Raw genomic sequence first — 14,017 nt, 5'->3', positions numbered from 1 at the left:
TGCGACTCTCTATTTGCGCAAAAAGCGAGCAAGTCTACACCCCTCGACGGGGCAGGACAAAACTCAGCAGAAACAGGGCGGCGGCCGTGACCACAATCGACGGCCCGGCCGGCGTGTCCTTGAACCAGGAAAGTGCCAGGCCTCCGCACACGGCGAGCATGCCCAGCAAACTGGCGCCTATCGCCATCTGCTCCGGTGAGCGGGCATGGCGCTGGGCGGCGGCTGCGGGAATGATCAGCAGCGACGTGATCAACAATACGCCGACAATCTTCATTGCGACAGCAATCACCACCGCGATCAATAGCATCAGGGTCATGCGCAGCGCCGGCACGGGCAAACCTTCCACGGTGGTCAGCTCTTCGTGCACGGTAATTGCCAGCAGTGGACGCCATAGGGCCACCAGCAGCACCAGCACAGCGGCGCTGCCGCCGAGGATCCAGGCAAGGTCGGTGGGGCTGATCGCCAGCAGGTCGCCGAACAGGTAGGCCATCAGGTCGATGCGCACTTCGTGCATGAAGCTCAGCACCACCAGGCCCAGCGACAGCGTGCTCGGCGCCAGGATGCCCAGCAGTGTGTCGGAGGCCAGCGGCTGGCGCTGTTGCAGGGTCACCAGCAGCACCGCCAGCAGCAGGCAGCCTACGGTGACGGCGATGGTCGGGCTTACATCCAGCAAGAACCCCATGGCCACGCCCAGCAGCGCGGCATGCGACAACGTGTCGCCAAAGTAGGCCATGCGCCGCCAGACCACGAACGAGCCCAAGGGGCCCGCCACCAGTGCCAAAGCCAAGCCTGCCAGCAGGGCGTAGAGCAGAAAATCAGCCATGCTTGCAGCTATCTCCATGAACGTGGGGTTGAGGCGTAGCGGGATCGTCGACCACGGCGCCATGCAAATCATGGGCGTGGTCGTGATGGTGGTGGTAAATCGCCAGGCTCTGGGCATTTTTGCCGAACAGCTCGACGAATGCCGGGTCGCCGCTCACCTGTTCCGGGTGGCCGGAGCAGCACACGTGGCGGTTGAGGCACACCACTTGATCCGTGGTGCTCATCACCAGGTGCAGGTCGTGGGAGACCATCAGCACGCCGCAGCCGTGGCGGTCGCGCAGGCGGGTGATCAGGCTGTACAGCTCGGCCTGACCGGCAACATCGACGCCTTGCACGGGTTCATCAAGTACCAGCAACTCGGGTTCGCGCAACAGCGCGCGGGCCAGCAATACGCGCTGCATCTCGCCGCCGGAGATGCTCTGCACCGGGCTGTCGATGACCTGTTCGGCGCCGACTTCCTTGAGCGCCGCCTGGGCGCGTGCGCGGTCGACACCAGGCACCAGGCGCAGAAAGCGCAGTACGGACAGCGGCAGCGTTGGATCGACGTGTAATTTTTGCGGCATGTAACCGACGCGCAGCTTGGGCTTGCGCCACACGCTGCCCGTGTCGGGCTTGAGCAGGCCGAGCACGGCGCGCACCAGCGTGGTCTTGCCGGCGCCATTGGGGCCGATCAGCGTCACGATCTGCCCCGGCTCCACGCTCAGGGCGATGTTATCCAGCACGTTTTGCCCGGCGAACGTGACCCCGACCTGTTCCAGGCGGATTAACGCGTTGCTCATCAAGCCCCCTGGCAACCGGAGCAGAGCCCCACCACTTCGACCGTTTGGCCTTCGACCTTGAAGCCCACGTCGGCGGAGCTTTTGATGATGGCGTCGCTGATGCTTTTTTGTTCAAGCTCGATGGCGGCATGGCACTCGCGGCAGATCAGGAACTGGCCCTGGTGCGCGTGTTCCGGGTGGCTGCAGCCGACAAAGGCGTTGAGCGAGGCGATGCGGTGCACCAGGCCGTTTTCCAGCAGGAAGTCCAGCGCGCGGTACACCGTTGGCGGCGCAGCGCGGCGGCCGTCCTGCTCGCTGAGCACGCCAAGAATGTCATAGGCGCCCAGCGGCTTGTGACTTTGCCACACCAACTCCAGGACCCGACGACGCAGGGCGGTCAGGCGCAAGCCTTTCTGCGCGCATAGGGTATCGGCCTCTGACAGCGCAGTGTGTACGCAGTGAGAGTGGTCGTGGGGACGGCTGGCAAGCGGTGTTTTAGGCATGAGCGGCGACAGACATTTGATAGAGACGTTATTATGTTACCTGTTCCTACGCCATTGAGTGGTCATCGTGTCCCGACTTTTTCCCGTTTTTGTCGTATTTGTCACCAGTTTGTTCATCGCTGGGGCCGCTCAGGCTGAGGTCAAGGTGCTGACCAGCATCAAACCGCTGCAGTTGATCGCCGCCGCTGTGCAGGACGGCGTGGCGATTCCAGAGGTGCTGCTACCGCCCGGTGCATCGCCGCATAACTACGCCTTGCGCCCATCCGACGTACGGCGCGTGCAGTCGGTGGACCTGCTGTATTGGATCGGCCCGGACATGGAAAGCTTCCTGCCTCGCGTGCTCAAGGGGCGTAGCCTGCCGACCGTGGCAGTTCAGGACTTGCCTGGGATGAAATTGCGTCGGTTCGCCGAAGATAGTCACTCCCATGCCGATGATGCCGACGAACATGACCACGATCACCGCCCTGGCAGCCTGGATGCGCACTTATGGTTGTCGACGGTCAACGCTCGGGTGATTGCGACGCGCATGGCATCTGATCTCAGCACTGCCGACCCGGCCAATTCTGCGCGTTATCAGAGCAACGTGAAGGCGTTCGATGAGCGCCTGGATGCTTTGGATGCGCGCTTGAAGGCGCGTCTGTCCACCGTCGGCGACAAGCCATACTTCGTGTTCCACGAGGCATTCGACTACTTCGAAGACGCTTACGGGCTTAAGCACACCGGCGTGTTCAGCGTGGCCGCCGAAGTGCAGCCGGGCGCTCAGCATGTTGCCGCGATGCGTACGCGTTTGCAGGAAGTGGGTAAGACCTGTGTATTCAGTGAGCCGCCGTTGCGTCCGCGTTTGGCCGAGACACTGGTGGCGGGCTTGCCGGTGAAGTTGGCGGAGCTGGATGCGTTGGGCGGTTATACCCCGGCGACGGCGCAGGGTTACGAGCAGGTGCTGGAGAAGCTGGGGAATGACTTGGCCGGGTGCCTGGAGTCACTCTAACCGCAAATACATAACCTATGTGGGAGCGGGCTTGCTCGCGAATGCGGTGGATCAGTAATAGATGTATTTACTGACTCTGCGCATTCGCGAGCAAGCCCGCTCCCACATTTTAAAGTGCGAATGGCAGGTGGACAGTAACCTGCTGGCGCTGCGCCAGCCGATGCTCGAACTCGGCCGGGTCATGGATCAACACATCCTGCCCGGCAAACGATTCCGCGGCGATCAGGCGCGACAGCCAGAAGCGCACACACGCCACGCGCAGCAGGGTTGGCCACAACTCGGCTTCCTTGGCGGTAAACGGCCGCAGCCCCGCGTAGGCGCCCAGCAAGGCGCGGGCGCGTTGTCCATCAATCACGCCATCGGCGTCGGAACACCAGTCATTCAGGGCGATTGCCACGTCGTAGAGCATCGGGCCTGAGCAGGCGTTGTAGAAGTCGATCAAGCCGGTGAGGTGCGTGCCTTCGAACATCGCGTTGTCGCGGAACAGGTCGGCGTGCACGTTGGCGCGCGGCAGGGCGAGGATGTCGGCCTTCTGGGCTTGGATTTCGCTCAATGCCGCTTGCAGCAGGCGCTGCTGGGCGTCGTTCAAGTGTGAAATAAGCTGCGCGCCTTCTGTGAGCATCCACTCCAGGCCGCGATCGGTCTTGCGCTCCAGCACTTTGTCGCCTTGTGTTGCCAGGTGCAGGTGGCCGAGCAGGTCGCCGACCTGGGCGCAATGCTGGGCGTTGGCGTCCTTGATGTGCTTGCCGGCCAGGCGCGGTTGCAACAGCGCCGGTTTGCCTTTGAGTTCGCGAAGCGCCACGCCGTCGGTGGTACGCAGGGCGTAAGGCACCGGCAGGTCGGCGTCGTGGAGCACATCGAGCAGTTCGATGAAGAACGGCATTTCCGCTACAGGGCCGCGCTCAACCAGGGTCAGGACGAATTCGCCCTGTTCCAGGCTGATAAAGAAGTTGGTGTTTTCGCTACCCGCGGCAATCCCCTGGAAATCAAGCAGGCGGCCGAGCCCGTAAGGGGCGAGAAAGGTTTCCAGCTCGGGCCGAGCCAGGGGGGTGAACACAGACATGTTTAAACTGCCAGTACGGGCGCCGCGGTGCGCGGCGCCAATTTAAGTTAAGAAATCATTTCCATTCGAAGATCTTCCATGACGGGATCAGCATATCCGGCTGGTCAGAGCGGACGAAATTCCCATCGGTTCCGTCCGAGCGCACCAGGAAGTACGGTGGGAATCCCTTCTTGGTTATCTTGATTGCGTACAGGAAGCCGTTTTGGCGATATTCCTGGATGGTCCTGTCGCCTTCCGTGCGAATGGTAACTTCCGGGGCGCCCGACGGCGCAGTATCTGCCGCCATGGCCACTATCGGAGTGAGTGCAATCAAGCCGGTCAACAACAGGCGATTTACTGTACGCATGATAACCTTGTCCCTTTGTCGTCATTGGTCCGGCTATTCTAGCGCCTGACCCGCCGAAAAGGTTGATCCTGCTCATGAGCCAAGCCCCCCTCGTCCTGGTGGACGGTTCTTCTTATCTGTACCGCGCCTTCCACGCGTTGCCACCGCTGACTACGTCCAAAGGCCTGCCCACCGGTGCGGTCAAGGGCGTGTTGAACATGCTCAAAAGCCTGCGCAAGCAGTACCCGAACAGCCCGTTCGCGGTGGTGTTCGACGCCAAGGGTGGGACTTTTCGCGATGAGATGTACGCCGAATACAAGGCCAACCGCCCAAGCATGCCCGATGACATGCGCCTGCAAATCGAGCCCCTGCACCAGAGCGTGATCGCCCTGGGCTTCCCGTTGCTGTGCGTTGAAGGCGTCGAGGCCGATGATGTAATCGGCACCCTGGCCCGCAGCAGCGCGGCGGCTGACCGTCCGGTAGTGATCTCTACCGGCGACAAGGACATGGCGCAGCTGGTCGACGGGCACATTACCTTGGTCAACACCATGACCGGTAGCTCGATGGACATTGAGGGCGTTAAAGAGAAATTTGGCGTCGCTCCGGAGCAGATCATCGACTATCTGGCGTTGATGGGCGATTCGTCCGATAACATCCCGGGCGTGCCGGGGATTGGTCCGAAGACGGCTTCCGGCTTGCTGGTGGGCGTGAATGGCGGCATCAAAGAGCTGTATGAGCAATTGGATATCGTGCCGACCTTGCCTATCCGTGGCGCCAAGACGCTGCCGGCCAAGCTGGAAGAGCATAAGGAGATGGCATTCCTGTCCTATCAGCTGGCGACGATCAAAGTCGATGTGCCGCTGGATGTGGGCCTGGATGATTTGCACCTGATCGAGCCCGACCGCGAAAAGCTGCTGGAGCTGTACACACTGCTGGAATTCAAGAGCTGGTTTGATGAGATTCAGCGTGATGCCAAGCGCGTTGAGCTCAAGGCTGCCCCTGTTGTTGAGGAGGCCGTCGAAGTTGCGGCACCCGCAGAAGCGTCGTACACCACCATCCTCGACCAGGTGACATTCGATGCCTGGCTGAAAAAGCTCAACGCGGCAAAATTGTTCGCGTTCGACACCGAAACCACCGGGATCGATGCGCAACAGGCGCAATTGGTCGGGGTTTCCTTTGCTGTGCAGCCCCATGAAGCGGCCTATATTCCGCTGACCCATTCCTACATCGGTGCGCCGCAGCAACTGGACCGTGACACGGTACTGCTGGCCTTGAAGCCGTTGCTGGAAGACGCGACCAAGCTCAAGGTTGGCCAGCACGCCAAGTTCGACATGAACATCCTGGCCAACTGTGCCATCGGCGGCGACCAGGCCAACGGTATTACCGTGCGCGGCATCGCTTTCGACACCATGCTCGAATCCTACGTGCTGAACTCCACCGCGACTCGTCACGATATGGATAGCCTGGCCAAGAAGTACCTGGACTACGACACCGTCAGTTTCCAGGACATCGCCGGCAGAGGCGCCAAGCAACTGACGTTTGATCAGATCCCGCTTGAGCAAGCCGGCCCTTACGCTGCCGAAGATGCCGACGTGACGCTGCGCCTGCACCAGGCGTTGCACGCGCAGCTTGAAGCCATTCCAAGCCTTGCCAGTGTGTTGACCGACATCGAAATTCCCTTGGTGCCGGTACTGGCGCGTATCGAGCGTCAGGGCGCGCTGGTGGATAAGGCGCTGCTGGGCATCCAGAGTATCGAGCTGGGCAACAAGATGGTGGAGCTGGAGCGCCAGGCGTTTGAGATCGCCGGTGAAGCGTTCAACCTGGGCTCGCCCAAGCAACTCGGGGCGATCCTCTACGAAAAACTCGGTTTGCCGGTACTGAAAAAGACCGGCAAAGGCCAGGCGTCCACGGCTGAAGAAGTGTTGGCCAAACTGGCCGAGGATGACTTCCTGTTGCCCAAGGTGCTGATGCAGTACCGCAGCATGAGCAAGCTTAAAAGCACCTATACCGACCGTCTGCCGGAGCAGATCAACCCGCGTACCGGGCGTATTCACACGTCTTATCATCAGGCGGTGGCGGCCACCGGGCGTTTGTCGTCCAGTGATCCGAACCTGCAGAACATCCCGGTGCGCACGGCCGAAGGGCGGCGCATTCGCCAGGCGTTTGTGGCGCCCAAAGGCTACAAGTTGCTGGCGGCGGACTATTCGCAGATCGAGCTGCGGATCATGGCGCACTTGTCCAAGGACGAGGGGCTGATGAATGCGTTCCGTCATGACCTGGACGTGCACACCGCCACCGCAGCCGAAGTGTTCAAGGTTGAGCTGGCAGAGGTCACGTCCAACCAGCGCCGCAGTGCCAAGGCGATCAACTTTGGCCTGATCTACGGCATGGGCGCGCAGAAGCTCGGCAAGGACATTGGCGTCGATACCAAGACCGCCAAGGCCTACATTGATGTGTACTTTGCGCGCTACCCGGGCGTTCGTGAATACATGGAGCGCACCCGCGCCCAGGCGGCCGACCAGGGTTATGTCGAAACCTTCTTTGGGCGTCGGCTGTACTTGCCGGACATCAACTCCAACAAGCCTCAGGAGCGCGCGGCCGCAGAGCGCACGGCGATCAACGCGCCGATGCAGGGCACCGCAGCGGATATCATCAAGAAAGCCATGGTGCTGGTGGACAACTGGCTGACCGAGTCGGGCCTGGACGCCAAGGTGATCCTGCAGGTGCACGATGAACTGGTGCTTGAGGTGCGTGAGGATCTGGTGGAACAAGTCAGCGAGAAAATCCGCGAGCATATGAGCGCGGCGGCCAAGTTGGACGTGCCATTGGTGGTGGACGTGGGCGTGGGCGATAACTGGGACGAAGCACACTGACAGCGCGGCTCTGCCATTGCCGAGGGTGATGGCAGAGCGCTTTAGATCAGAAAGCGTCGCGGGTTATTTCCAATAGTTTTTTGAACCTGCCGGAACTTAACCCGTGAACTGTGACTCAGAGTTACTGAATGGGTGGTGAAGCCCTTCAATGCTCCTATGTTGTGTTAAGTGTTGGCAGATATCTGGACCCCGCCCTAGCGGTCCGGAACTTGGACCCCGAACTTCCCCTCCCCATACGAAGTCCGGGGTTTTTTTTGCCTGCAGAAAAAGTTATTCCGCGATTTCTGCGCCCTTGTCCGCCAATTGCATCCAGCCGGCCAGCACGGTGTAAGCGTCTTCCAGGCCCATGCGTTTAGGCGCCGAGAACAACTGGATGGTGATCGCGTCGCCCCAACCTTTACGGATTTCGGACTGCACTTTGAGCAAGGTGTTCTTGGCTGCGCCGTAGGTCAGCTTGTCGGCCTTGGTCAGCAGGATATGCATCGGCATGCCGCTGGCGACGGCCCAATCGAGCATCAGCAGGTCGAAGTCGGTCATTGGATGACGGATATCCATCATCAGAATCAAGCCCTTCAAACTCTCGCGGCCACCCAGATAAGCCTCAAGGTGACGCTGCCAGTGCAGCTTCAACGGGATAGGTACTTTTGCGTAACCGTAGCCCGGCAGGTCGACCAGACGCCGATCATCGTCTAGCTTGAAGAAATTGAGCAGCTGCGTGCGGCCCGGGGTTTTCGAGGTGCGCGCCAAGCTGGCGTGGGTCAGGGTGTTCAGCGCGCTGGACTTACCGGCGTTGGAACGGCCGGCAAAGGCGACCTCAAAGCCTTCGTCATCGGGGCATTGGTCCACTTTGGCGGCGCTGAGCATGAACGTGGACTGTTGGCACAGGCCGAGGATGGGATTCTTGAGTTGCATGAGATTTCCGATGTGGGCGGTGCCGAGAAAGGGTGCGGCAAGCGGTGTCGTTTCCGTTTCAGTAGCGCCAGTATATAATGCCGCAGATTTTGTGTGTGCTTTGTCCCAGCGAAGGATGAAGTTCACGGGAGCGAAAGACCTTCATTGCGCATTAGAACGCAAAACGCTCTCAAACCCTGAAAAGGTCGATGTATGACCTGATGGTTGCGCGCTTTTGGTGTCCTGATCGCGCTTTTTAGGCGCTCAGGCTACACAGGATACGAAGGCGCTGTACAACCGAGTTTGCATGGCTACGCTGATGCAACACGTGACTCAGGGTTTCAAGGCAATGCCGCCGCGTGGTTTGTGCATGGACTGCAGTACTGAGGATTACCAGGCCATCAACGAGTTGATGGTGAGTAAACCCGGTAGATAACTCTTAAACCCTTAGCCGTAGTTGGATTAGCTGATGAACAAACTGATCGTGAGTCTGCTGTTGACCCTGGGCATCACCGGTGTTGCCCATGCTGCAGGCGACGCTACAGCGGGCCAGGCGAAAGCCGCCGTATGTGGTGCTTGCCATGGACCGGATGGCAACAGCCCGGCGCCGAACTTCCCCAAACTGGCAGGCCAGGGCGAGCGTTACCTGACCAAGCAGATGCACGACATCAAGGACGGCAAGCGCACGGTGCTGGAAATGACCGGCCTGCTGACCAATCTCAGCGATCAGGACCTGGCAGACATCGCGGCGTATTTTGCCAGCCAGAAAGGCAGTGTGGGAGCTGCTGATCCGAAGTTGGTGGATAAAGGCCAGGCGTTGTTTCAAGGCGGCAAGCTCGCCGAAGACCAGCCTATCGGTGGCATGCCGGCCTGTAAGGCTTGCCACATCGCAGGTGGCAGTGGGCTGGCCGAGGCGGGTTTCCCTCACCTGAGTGGCCAGCACGCCCAATACACGGCCAAGCAATTGAAGGACTTCCGCGAGAAGGTTCGCTCTATCGATGGCGACGCCAGCAACAAAATGATGACTGATATTGCGGCGAAACTTTCTGATAAAGATATCGAAGCGCTGTCCAGCTATATTCAGGGCCTGCACTGATTGGGCCGGCGACGTTAACGCTCGATTAATCCATCGATGCAAGCATAAAAAGGGTGGCTTAGGCCGCCCTTTTTTGTGGCCGGTGCCGTTACACTAACGAACTCATGCCCGCGTAGACCTGTCACAACTAAAGGTCGCGTGAGGCGACTTTATTTGTCCAGGAGTAAAGCATGCGTAATCTGATCCTCAGCGCCGCTCTCGTCACTGCCAGCCTCTTCGGCATGACCGCACAAGCTGCCGACGTGCCGCTTGAAGCCGGTAAAACCTATGTTGAATTGGCCAACCCGGTGCCGGTTTCGGAGCCAGGCAAGATCGAAGTGGTGGAGCTGTTCTGGTATGGCTGCCCGCATTGCTATGCTTTTGAGCCGACCATCAACCCTTGGGTTGAAAAACTCCCGTCCGACGTGAATTTCAAACGTATTCCAGCCATGTTCGGCGGCCCATGGGATGCCCACGGCCAACTGTTCCTGACCCTGGAAGCCATGGGTGTTGAGCACAAGGTTCACAACGCTGTATTCAATGCGATTCAAAAAGAAGGCAAGCGCCTGACCAAACCTGAAGACATGGCCGACTTCGTTGCCACTCAGGGCGTCGACAAAGAAAAGTTCCTGGCCACCTTCAACTCCTTCGCTATCCAAGGCCAAATCAAACAGGCCAAGGAACTCGCGCAGAAATACGGCGTACAAGGCGTACCGACCATGATCGTCAACGGCAAATACCGTTTCGACCTCGGCTCTACCGGTGGTCCTGAGCAAACCCTCAATGTTGCCGACCAACTGATCGCTAAAGAGCGCGCAGCCAAGTAAGGGGGCCATCATGCGCGGCTGGGGTACTGAACGAAGCGTTGGCCTGCATGAACCGCGGGTCAACGAACATCACCTGGAGTCCACGGGCTTGCCGGCAGACAGCCGTCTGCGGCTGCTCAGTTTCAATATCCAGGTGGGCAACAGTACCGAAAAGTATCGGCACTACCTCACCCGCGGCTGGCAGCATCTGCTGCCGCATAAAGGGCGTACCGGTAACCTGCAAAAAATCGGCGACCTGCTCAATGACTTCGATCTGGTCGCCTTGCAGGAAGCCGACGGCGGCAGCATGCGCTCCGGCTACATTAACCAAGTGGAGCATCTCGCCCATCTCGGTGCTTTCCCTTATTGGTATCAGCAACTCAATCGCAACCTCGGGCGCCTGGCGCAGCACAGCAATGGCGTACTCAGCCGCTTGAAGCCGACAGCCATCGAAGATCACCCGTTGCCTGGCCCCAAAGGTCGTGGAGCTATCCTCGTGCGTTTCGGCGAGGGCCCGGAGGCCTTGGTGGTGGTGATGATGCACCTGGCGCTTGGAGGGCGTACACGCAACCTCCAGTTGGCTTACGTGCGTGATCTGATTGGCAACTACAAGCACCAGGTACTGATGGGTGACATGAACACCCATGCCACCGACCTGTTGCAGAATTCTCCGTTGCGCGACCTCGGGTTACTGGCACCGCAGGTCGAAGCCACGTTCCCCAGCTGGCGCCCGCAACGTTGTCTCGACCATATCCTGCTAAGCCCGAGCCTTACGCTGGAAAGCGTGCAGGTGCTGGCGCAGCCCATTTCCGATCACCTGCCGGTCGCGGTAGAGATTCGTCTGCCGGGTTCGCTCACGGCTGATGCATTACCCGCGTTGAGCCCAGGCACCAGTGGCCCGCTTGCATGAGCGACGACGCCCAGCGCTGGAAAGAGAAATACCTTAAAAGCGTTGAGCAGCAAGACAAGCTCGAACGCCGCTGGGCTGCCCGTCTCGACCTGTTGCGCCGCGGTCTGGTGCGCAGCACGCTGGCGGCGGAAGGCACCGACCGTGCGGTTGACCAATGCATGAAGGAGATGCGCGATGTGGTGCGCACCGACGACATGGACGCCGCCCTCGCCGCCTTGCTGCCACGCCTGGAAAAGGCCGTGCTCGACTCGGAGCAGCGCCGCGAAACCCGGGTCGACCAGATCAGCACCGCGCTGACGGCCTTGGTCGCGCAGCTGCAGAAGCTGCCCCTGCCGCGTGAAGTCGCCCGCCCGCTGAAAACCTTCGCCAAGCAGCTTGATGGCCGAGTCGGCCAGGCGCGTGAGATCCCGCTGCTGCTCAGCGAATTGAGCAGCCTGCAAGGGCAGGCGCTGAATAACCTGGAGCCGGAAGGCGAAGCCGCGCGTCCTGGGCCAGGCCTGCTGCAACGCCTTTTTGGTACGAAGGATGTGTCGAATGAGGCGCCGGTGGCTGAATCCGCCCCGCTCTCTGCACCGCAACCGTTGGCGCCGAAACCTGCGGCTGCCAAAGCCGCGCCTGAGCCTCTGGAGCCCGCGCAATCCGAAGAGCTGACCCAAGCCTTGCGCGCCTTCGCGCCCTTGCCGGTAACGCCGGTCGCCGCGCAGCCTGAACCCGCTGAGCCGGTCAAAGTGGCTGAAGTCGCTGGCGAGACTTTTGTCTTCGAGGCACCGGCGCTGGAGCAAGTCCCTGCCGGGCCTACAGAAGTCTCTGAACTCGAGATACCTGAGCCGCCGGTAGAGGAAGCAGCGCCCGAAAGCGCCCTTGCCGCTTTTATCGACGAGCCGCTGGTTGAAGTCGACACGCCAGATCAAACGGTCATCGGCAGCCTGTCGCTCCCGCCCGTGCTCGAAAGCCCTGAATCCGACCCCGATGCACTGCAATCGGACGGCACCTACGCCCTGCCCGACTCCCCCGAGCCGTCCTACAGTTCCGTCGCCAAGCATATTGAAGACACCTTGCTCGGCCTGTTGGAAGACTTGTCCCTGCCGGAACGCCACCGGCCGCAGGCAGAAGCTATGCGCGAGCGCCTGGCCCACGGGTTGAACTGGTACGAATTGCTGCCGATCCTCGATGACCTGGCAGTGTTGATGCTGGCAATCACCGACAGCGGCCAGCATGAGTTCGAGGCCTACCTCAAGCAGCTCAATGAACGCCTCGAAGCCTTCCAGGGCCATCTGCAGGTGGCCAGTGATGGCCACGCCGACAGTCGCTCGGCAGCGCGGGAACTGGATACGCAAATCCGTGAACAGGTCGACGGCCTGCAAAGCAGCGTGCAGGAAGCCGCTGACCTGGACAGCCTCAAGCATGTACTGGAAAGCCACCTTGAAGGCCTGCTCGGTACCATGGATGAACACCAGCAACAGCGTGACCAGCGCGAGCAGGAAGTCGCGGCGCGGCTCAAAGGCCTGGCCGAGCGGGTGGCGAACATGGAGCAGGAAGCTCAAGGCTATCGCGAGCATCTTGAAATACAACGCCAGAAGGCCTTGATCGATCCGCTCACCGGCCTGCCCAACCGTGCGGCCTGGAGCGAGCGCCTGGACCACGAAGTGAATAGCTGGCATCAGCGCGGCAACAGCCTGTCCCTGGCAATGCTCGACCTGGACCACTTCAAGCGCATCAACGATGGCTACGGCCACTTGGCCGGCGACAAGGTGCTGAAGATCATCGCCAATGTGTTGCGCAAGCGCCTGCGCCCCAGCGATTTTATCGCGCGATTTGGGGGCGAGGAGTTCGTATTGTTGATGCCGGATTCAGCCTTGGCAGATGCCCTGGACGTGGGTGAGGTGCTGCGGGCGGCCATCGAAGCGTGCCCGTTCCACTTCAAGGGTGAGCCGGTGACCATCACGGTGTCCATGGGCGTGGCGCAGTTCCAGCCGGGAGAGCGCAGCGACCTGGCACTCAAACGTGCCGATGAGGCGTTGTACCGGGCCAAGGCAGCTGGACGCAACCGGGTGCAGGCTGCGTAAAAGATGTTCCATTTTGTGATTTGACCGTCGAACCTTGAACCATCCGTTACACTGTTGCATTACCGTCTTCTGCGTACTGTCTTCTGCCATGAAATCCTTCTGCATCGCCTTTATGTTTCTCCTGCTCGCCGGCTGCGCCAATGGCCCGCGCCTGAACACCAGCCACCCTTCGTCGAACCACGACAACCGCGTGCAGTTCGTCGTTGTGCATTACACCTCCGCCAGCCTTGAGCGCTCCCTGGCGCTGCTCACGCATGGCCAGGTCAGCAGCCATTACCTTATCGGCGACGACGCTTCAGGCACTATCTACAAACTGGTGGACGAGAGCCAGCGGGCCTGGCACGCCGGTGAAAGCGAGTGGGCGGGCCGCACCTGGCTCAACTCCAGCTCCATTGGTATCGAGATCGTGAACCCAGGTTATACCGACGCGCCGACCGGCCGCCTGTGGTACCCGTACTCCGAGGCCCAGGTGCAGTCGTTGGTGGTGTTGCTCAAGGACATCAGCAAACGCAACGGCATCGACCCCAAGAACATCATCGGCCACAGCGACATTGCGCCATTGCGCAAGCTTGACCCAGGCCCGTTGTTCCCGTGGAAGCGCCTGGCGGCTGAAGGTTTGGGCGTGTGGCCGGATGCACAGGCGGTGGCTCGGTTCCAGCAGCAATATGCCGTCAGCCTGCCGAGCATCACGTGGTTCCAGGAAGAACTGGCGCGCCTGGGCTACCAGACGCCGCAGACGGGTGAGCTGGATGTGGCCACGCGACATGTGATCGCGGCGTTCCAGATGCACTTCCGGCCATCACGGTTCGACGGCACGCCGGATGCGGAAAGTGCTGCGATCCTGAGCGCGTTGAACCGCCGCTAAAGGTGTAACCCCATTCAAATGTGGGAGCGGGCTTGCCCGCGAAAGCGGTGGATCAGCTGCCATATATGTTGG

At 60.5% G+C, this 14,017-nt stretch carries 13 protein-coding genes and 1 pseudogene; 8 read left to right on the top strand and 6 right to left on the bottom strand.

The annotated features are described in order from the left end of the window. Window positions 1-34 precede the first annotated feature (34 nt). From znuB to FFI16_RS26340, 3 genes are read right to left on the bottom strand one after another with little or no spacing between them, the layout of a single operon-like run. Window positions 35-823 carry a zinc ABC transporter permease subunit ZnuB gene (gene znuB / locus FFI16_RS26350; protein ID WP_138813145.1) on the bottom strand — a complete coding sequence of 263 codons (789 nt, stop codon included), beginning with the start codon at window positions 821-823 and terminating at the stop codon, window positions 35-37. After that, window positions 816-1,601, bottom strand: coding sequence for a zinc ABC transporter ATP-binding protein ZnuC (znuC, locus tag FFI16_RS26345; protein WP_056861008.1), 786 nt, complete (start codon window positions 1,599-1,601; stop codon window positions 816-818). The genes znuB and znuC overlap by 8 nt, the downstream gene beginning before the upstream one ends. Continuing rightward, window positions 1,601-2,083, bottom strand: a complete 483-nt coding sequence (locus FFI16_RS26340; protein WP_017139098.1) for a Fur family transcriptional regulator — start codon at window positions 2,081-2,083, stop codon at window positions 1,601-1,603. Before FFI16_RS26340 ends, znuC begins: the two co-directional genes overlap by 1 nt. Before the next feature lie 58 nt (window positions 2,084-2,141). Between FFI16_RS26340 and FFI16_RS26335 the strand changes: the two genes are divergently transcribed. Then, window positions 2,142-3,071: a zinc ABC transporter substrate-binding protein gene (locus FFI16_RS26335; RefSeq protein ID WP_138813144.1), complete on the top strand. Its 930-nt coding sequence runs from the start codon at window positions 2,142-2,144 to the stop codon at window positions 3,069-3,071. 109 nt (window positions 3,072-3,180) lie between these two features. On the opposite strand, the gene FFI16_RS26330 is transcribed toward FFI16_RS26335, so the two are convergent. Together FFI16_RS26330 and FFI16_RS26325 are read right to left on the bottom strand one after the other, a co-directional pair. After that, the gene (locus FFI16_RS26330; RefSeq protein WP_138813143.1) at window positions 3,181-4,134 is read right to left on the bottom strand and encodes a homoserine kinase; all 954 of its coding nucleotides are present in this window, start codon (window positions 4,132-4,134) and stop codon (window positions 3,181-3,183) included. A gap of 55 nt (window positions 4,135-4,189) precedes the next feature. Next, entirely contained in the window at window positions 4,190-4,480 is a 291-nt protein-coding gene (locus tag FFI16_RS26325; RefSeq protein WP_138813142.1) for a DUF2782 domain-containing protein, read from the bottom strand. 74 nt (window positions 4,481-4,554) lie between these two features. Between FFI16_RS26325 and polA the strand changes: the two genes are divergently transcribed. After that, on the top strand, window positions 4,555-7,332 hold the full coding sequence (gene polA / locus FFI16_RS26320; protein WP_138813141.1) for a DNA polymerase I: 2,778 nt from the start codon (window positions 4,555-4,557) through the stop codon (window positions 7,330-7,332). Between the two features lie 270 nt (window positions 7,333-7,602). On the opposite strand, the gene yihA is transcribed toward polA, so the two are convergent. Further along, on the bottom strand, window positions 7,603-8,244 hold the full coding sequence (gene yihA, locus FFI16_RS26315) for a ribosome biogenesis GTP-binding protein YihA/YsxC (protein WP_065931961.1): 642 nt from the start codon (window positions 8,242-8,244) through the stop codon (window positions 7,603-7,605). Window positions 8,245-8,448: 204 nt separating this feature from the next. Here yihA and FFI16_RS30755 point away from each other — a divergent pair. The 6 genes and pseudogenes from FFI16_RS30755 to FFI16_RS26285 all read left to right on the top strand — a co-directional run bounded on the left by FFI16_RS30755 (window position 8,449) and on the right by FFI16_RS26285 (window position 13,945). After that, window positions 8,449-8,659, top strand: a pseudogene (locus tag FFI16_RS30755) (cytochrome). 33 nt (window positions 8,660-8,692) lie between these two features. Further along, a complete protein-coding gene (locus FFI16_RS26310; RefSeq protein ID WP_056861013.1) occupies window positions 8,693-9,319 on the top strand; it encodes a cytochrome c4 in 627 nt (208 codons plus the stop codon). 170 nt (window positions 9,320-9,489) lie between these two features. Then, window positions 9,490-10,125 carry a thiol:disulfide interchange protein DsbA/DsbL gene (locus FFI16_RS26300; RefSeq protein ID WP_138813140.1) on the top strand — a complete coding sequence of 212 codons (636 nt, stop codon included), beginning with the start codon at window positions 9,490-9,492 and terminating at the stop codon, window positions 10,123-10,125. Between the two features lie 7 nt (window positions 10,126-10,132). Next, window positions 10,133-11,014, top strand: a complete 882-nt coding sequence (locus FFI16_RS26295) for an endonuclease/exonuclease/phosphatase family protein (RefSeq protein ID WP_371923638.1) — start codon at window positions 10,133-10,135, stop codon at window positions 11,012-11,014. Further along, window positions 11,011-13,080 carry a GGDEF domain-containing protein gene (locus FFI16_RS26290; protein ID WP_138813138.1) on the top strand — a complete coding sequence of 690 codons (2,070 nt, stop codon included), beginning with the start codon at window positions 11,011-11,013 and terminating at the stop codon, window positions 13,078-13,080. Before FFI16_RS26295 ends, FFI16_RS26290 begins: the two co-directional genes overlap by 4 nt. Window positions 13,081-13,168: 88 nt before the next feature. Continuing rightward, window positions 13,169-13,945: an N-acetylmuramoyl-L-alanine amidase gene (locus FFI16_RS26285; RefSeq protein WP_138813137.1), complete on the top strand. Its 777-nt coding sequence runs from the start codon at window positions 13,169-13,171 to the stop codon at window positions 13,943-13,945. The last annotated feature ends 72 nt before the right edge of the window (window positions 13,946-14,017 follow it).

It is taken from the genome of Pseudomonas sp. KBS0710, assembly GCF_005938045.2.
Taxonomy (GTDB): Bacteria; Pseudomonadota; Gammaproteobacteria; order Pseudomonadales; family Pseudomonadaceae; genus Aquipseudomonas.
The sequence above is the reverse complement of the archived record's forward strand: the minus strand, read 5'-3'. Positions and strand labels throughout refer to the sequence as shown.

Coding starts and splice junctions, on each gene's coding strand:
- znuB (WP_138813145.1), bottom strand. CDS start 823: ATGGCTGATTTTCTGCTCTACGCCCTGCTGGCAGGCTTGGCTTTGGCA.
- znuC (WP_056861008.1), bottom strand. CDS start 1,601: ATGAGCAACGCGTTAATCCGCCTGGAACAGGTCGGGGTCACGTTCGCC.
- FFI16_RS26340 (WP_017139098.1), bottom strand. CDS start 2,083: ATGCCTAAAACACCGCTTGCCAGCCGTCCCCACGACCACTCTCACTGC.
- FFI16_RS26330 (WP_138813143.1), bottom strand. CDS start 4,134: ATGTCTGTGTTCACCCCCCTGGCTCGGCCCGAGCTGGAAACCTTTCTC.
- FFI16_RS26325 (WP_138813142.1), bottom strand. CDS start 4,480: ATGCGTACAGTAAATCGCCTGTTGTTGACCGGCTTGATTGCACTCACT.
- polA (WP_138813141.1), top strand. CDS start 4,555: ATGAGCCAAGCCCCCCTCGTCCTGGTGGACGGTTCTTCTTATCTGTAC.
- yihA (WP_065931961.1), bottom strand. CDS start 8,244: ATGCAACTCAAGAATCCCATCCTCGGCCTGTGCCAACAGTCCACGTTC.
- FFI16_RS26310 (WP_056861013.1), top strand. CDS start 8,693: ATGAACAAACTGATCGTGAGTCTGCTGTTGACCCTGGGCATCACCGGT.
- FFI16_RS26300 (WP_138813140.1), top strand. CDS start 9,490: ATGCGTAATCTGATCCTCAGCGCCGCTCTCGTCACTGCCAGCCTCTTC.
- FFI16_RS26290 (WP_138813138.1), top strand. CDS start 11,011: ATGAGCGACGACGCCCAGCGCTGGAAAGAGAAATACCTTAAAAGCGTT.
- FFI16_RS26285 (WP_138813137.1), top strand. CDS start 13,169: ATGAAATCCTTCTGCATCGCCTTTATGTTTCTCCTGCTCGCCGGCTGC.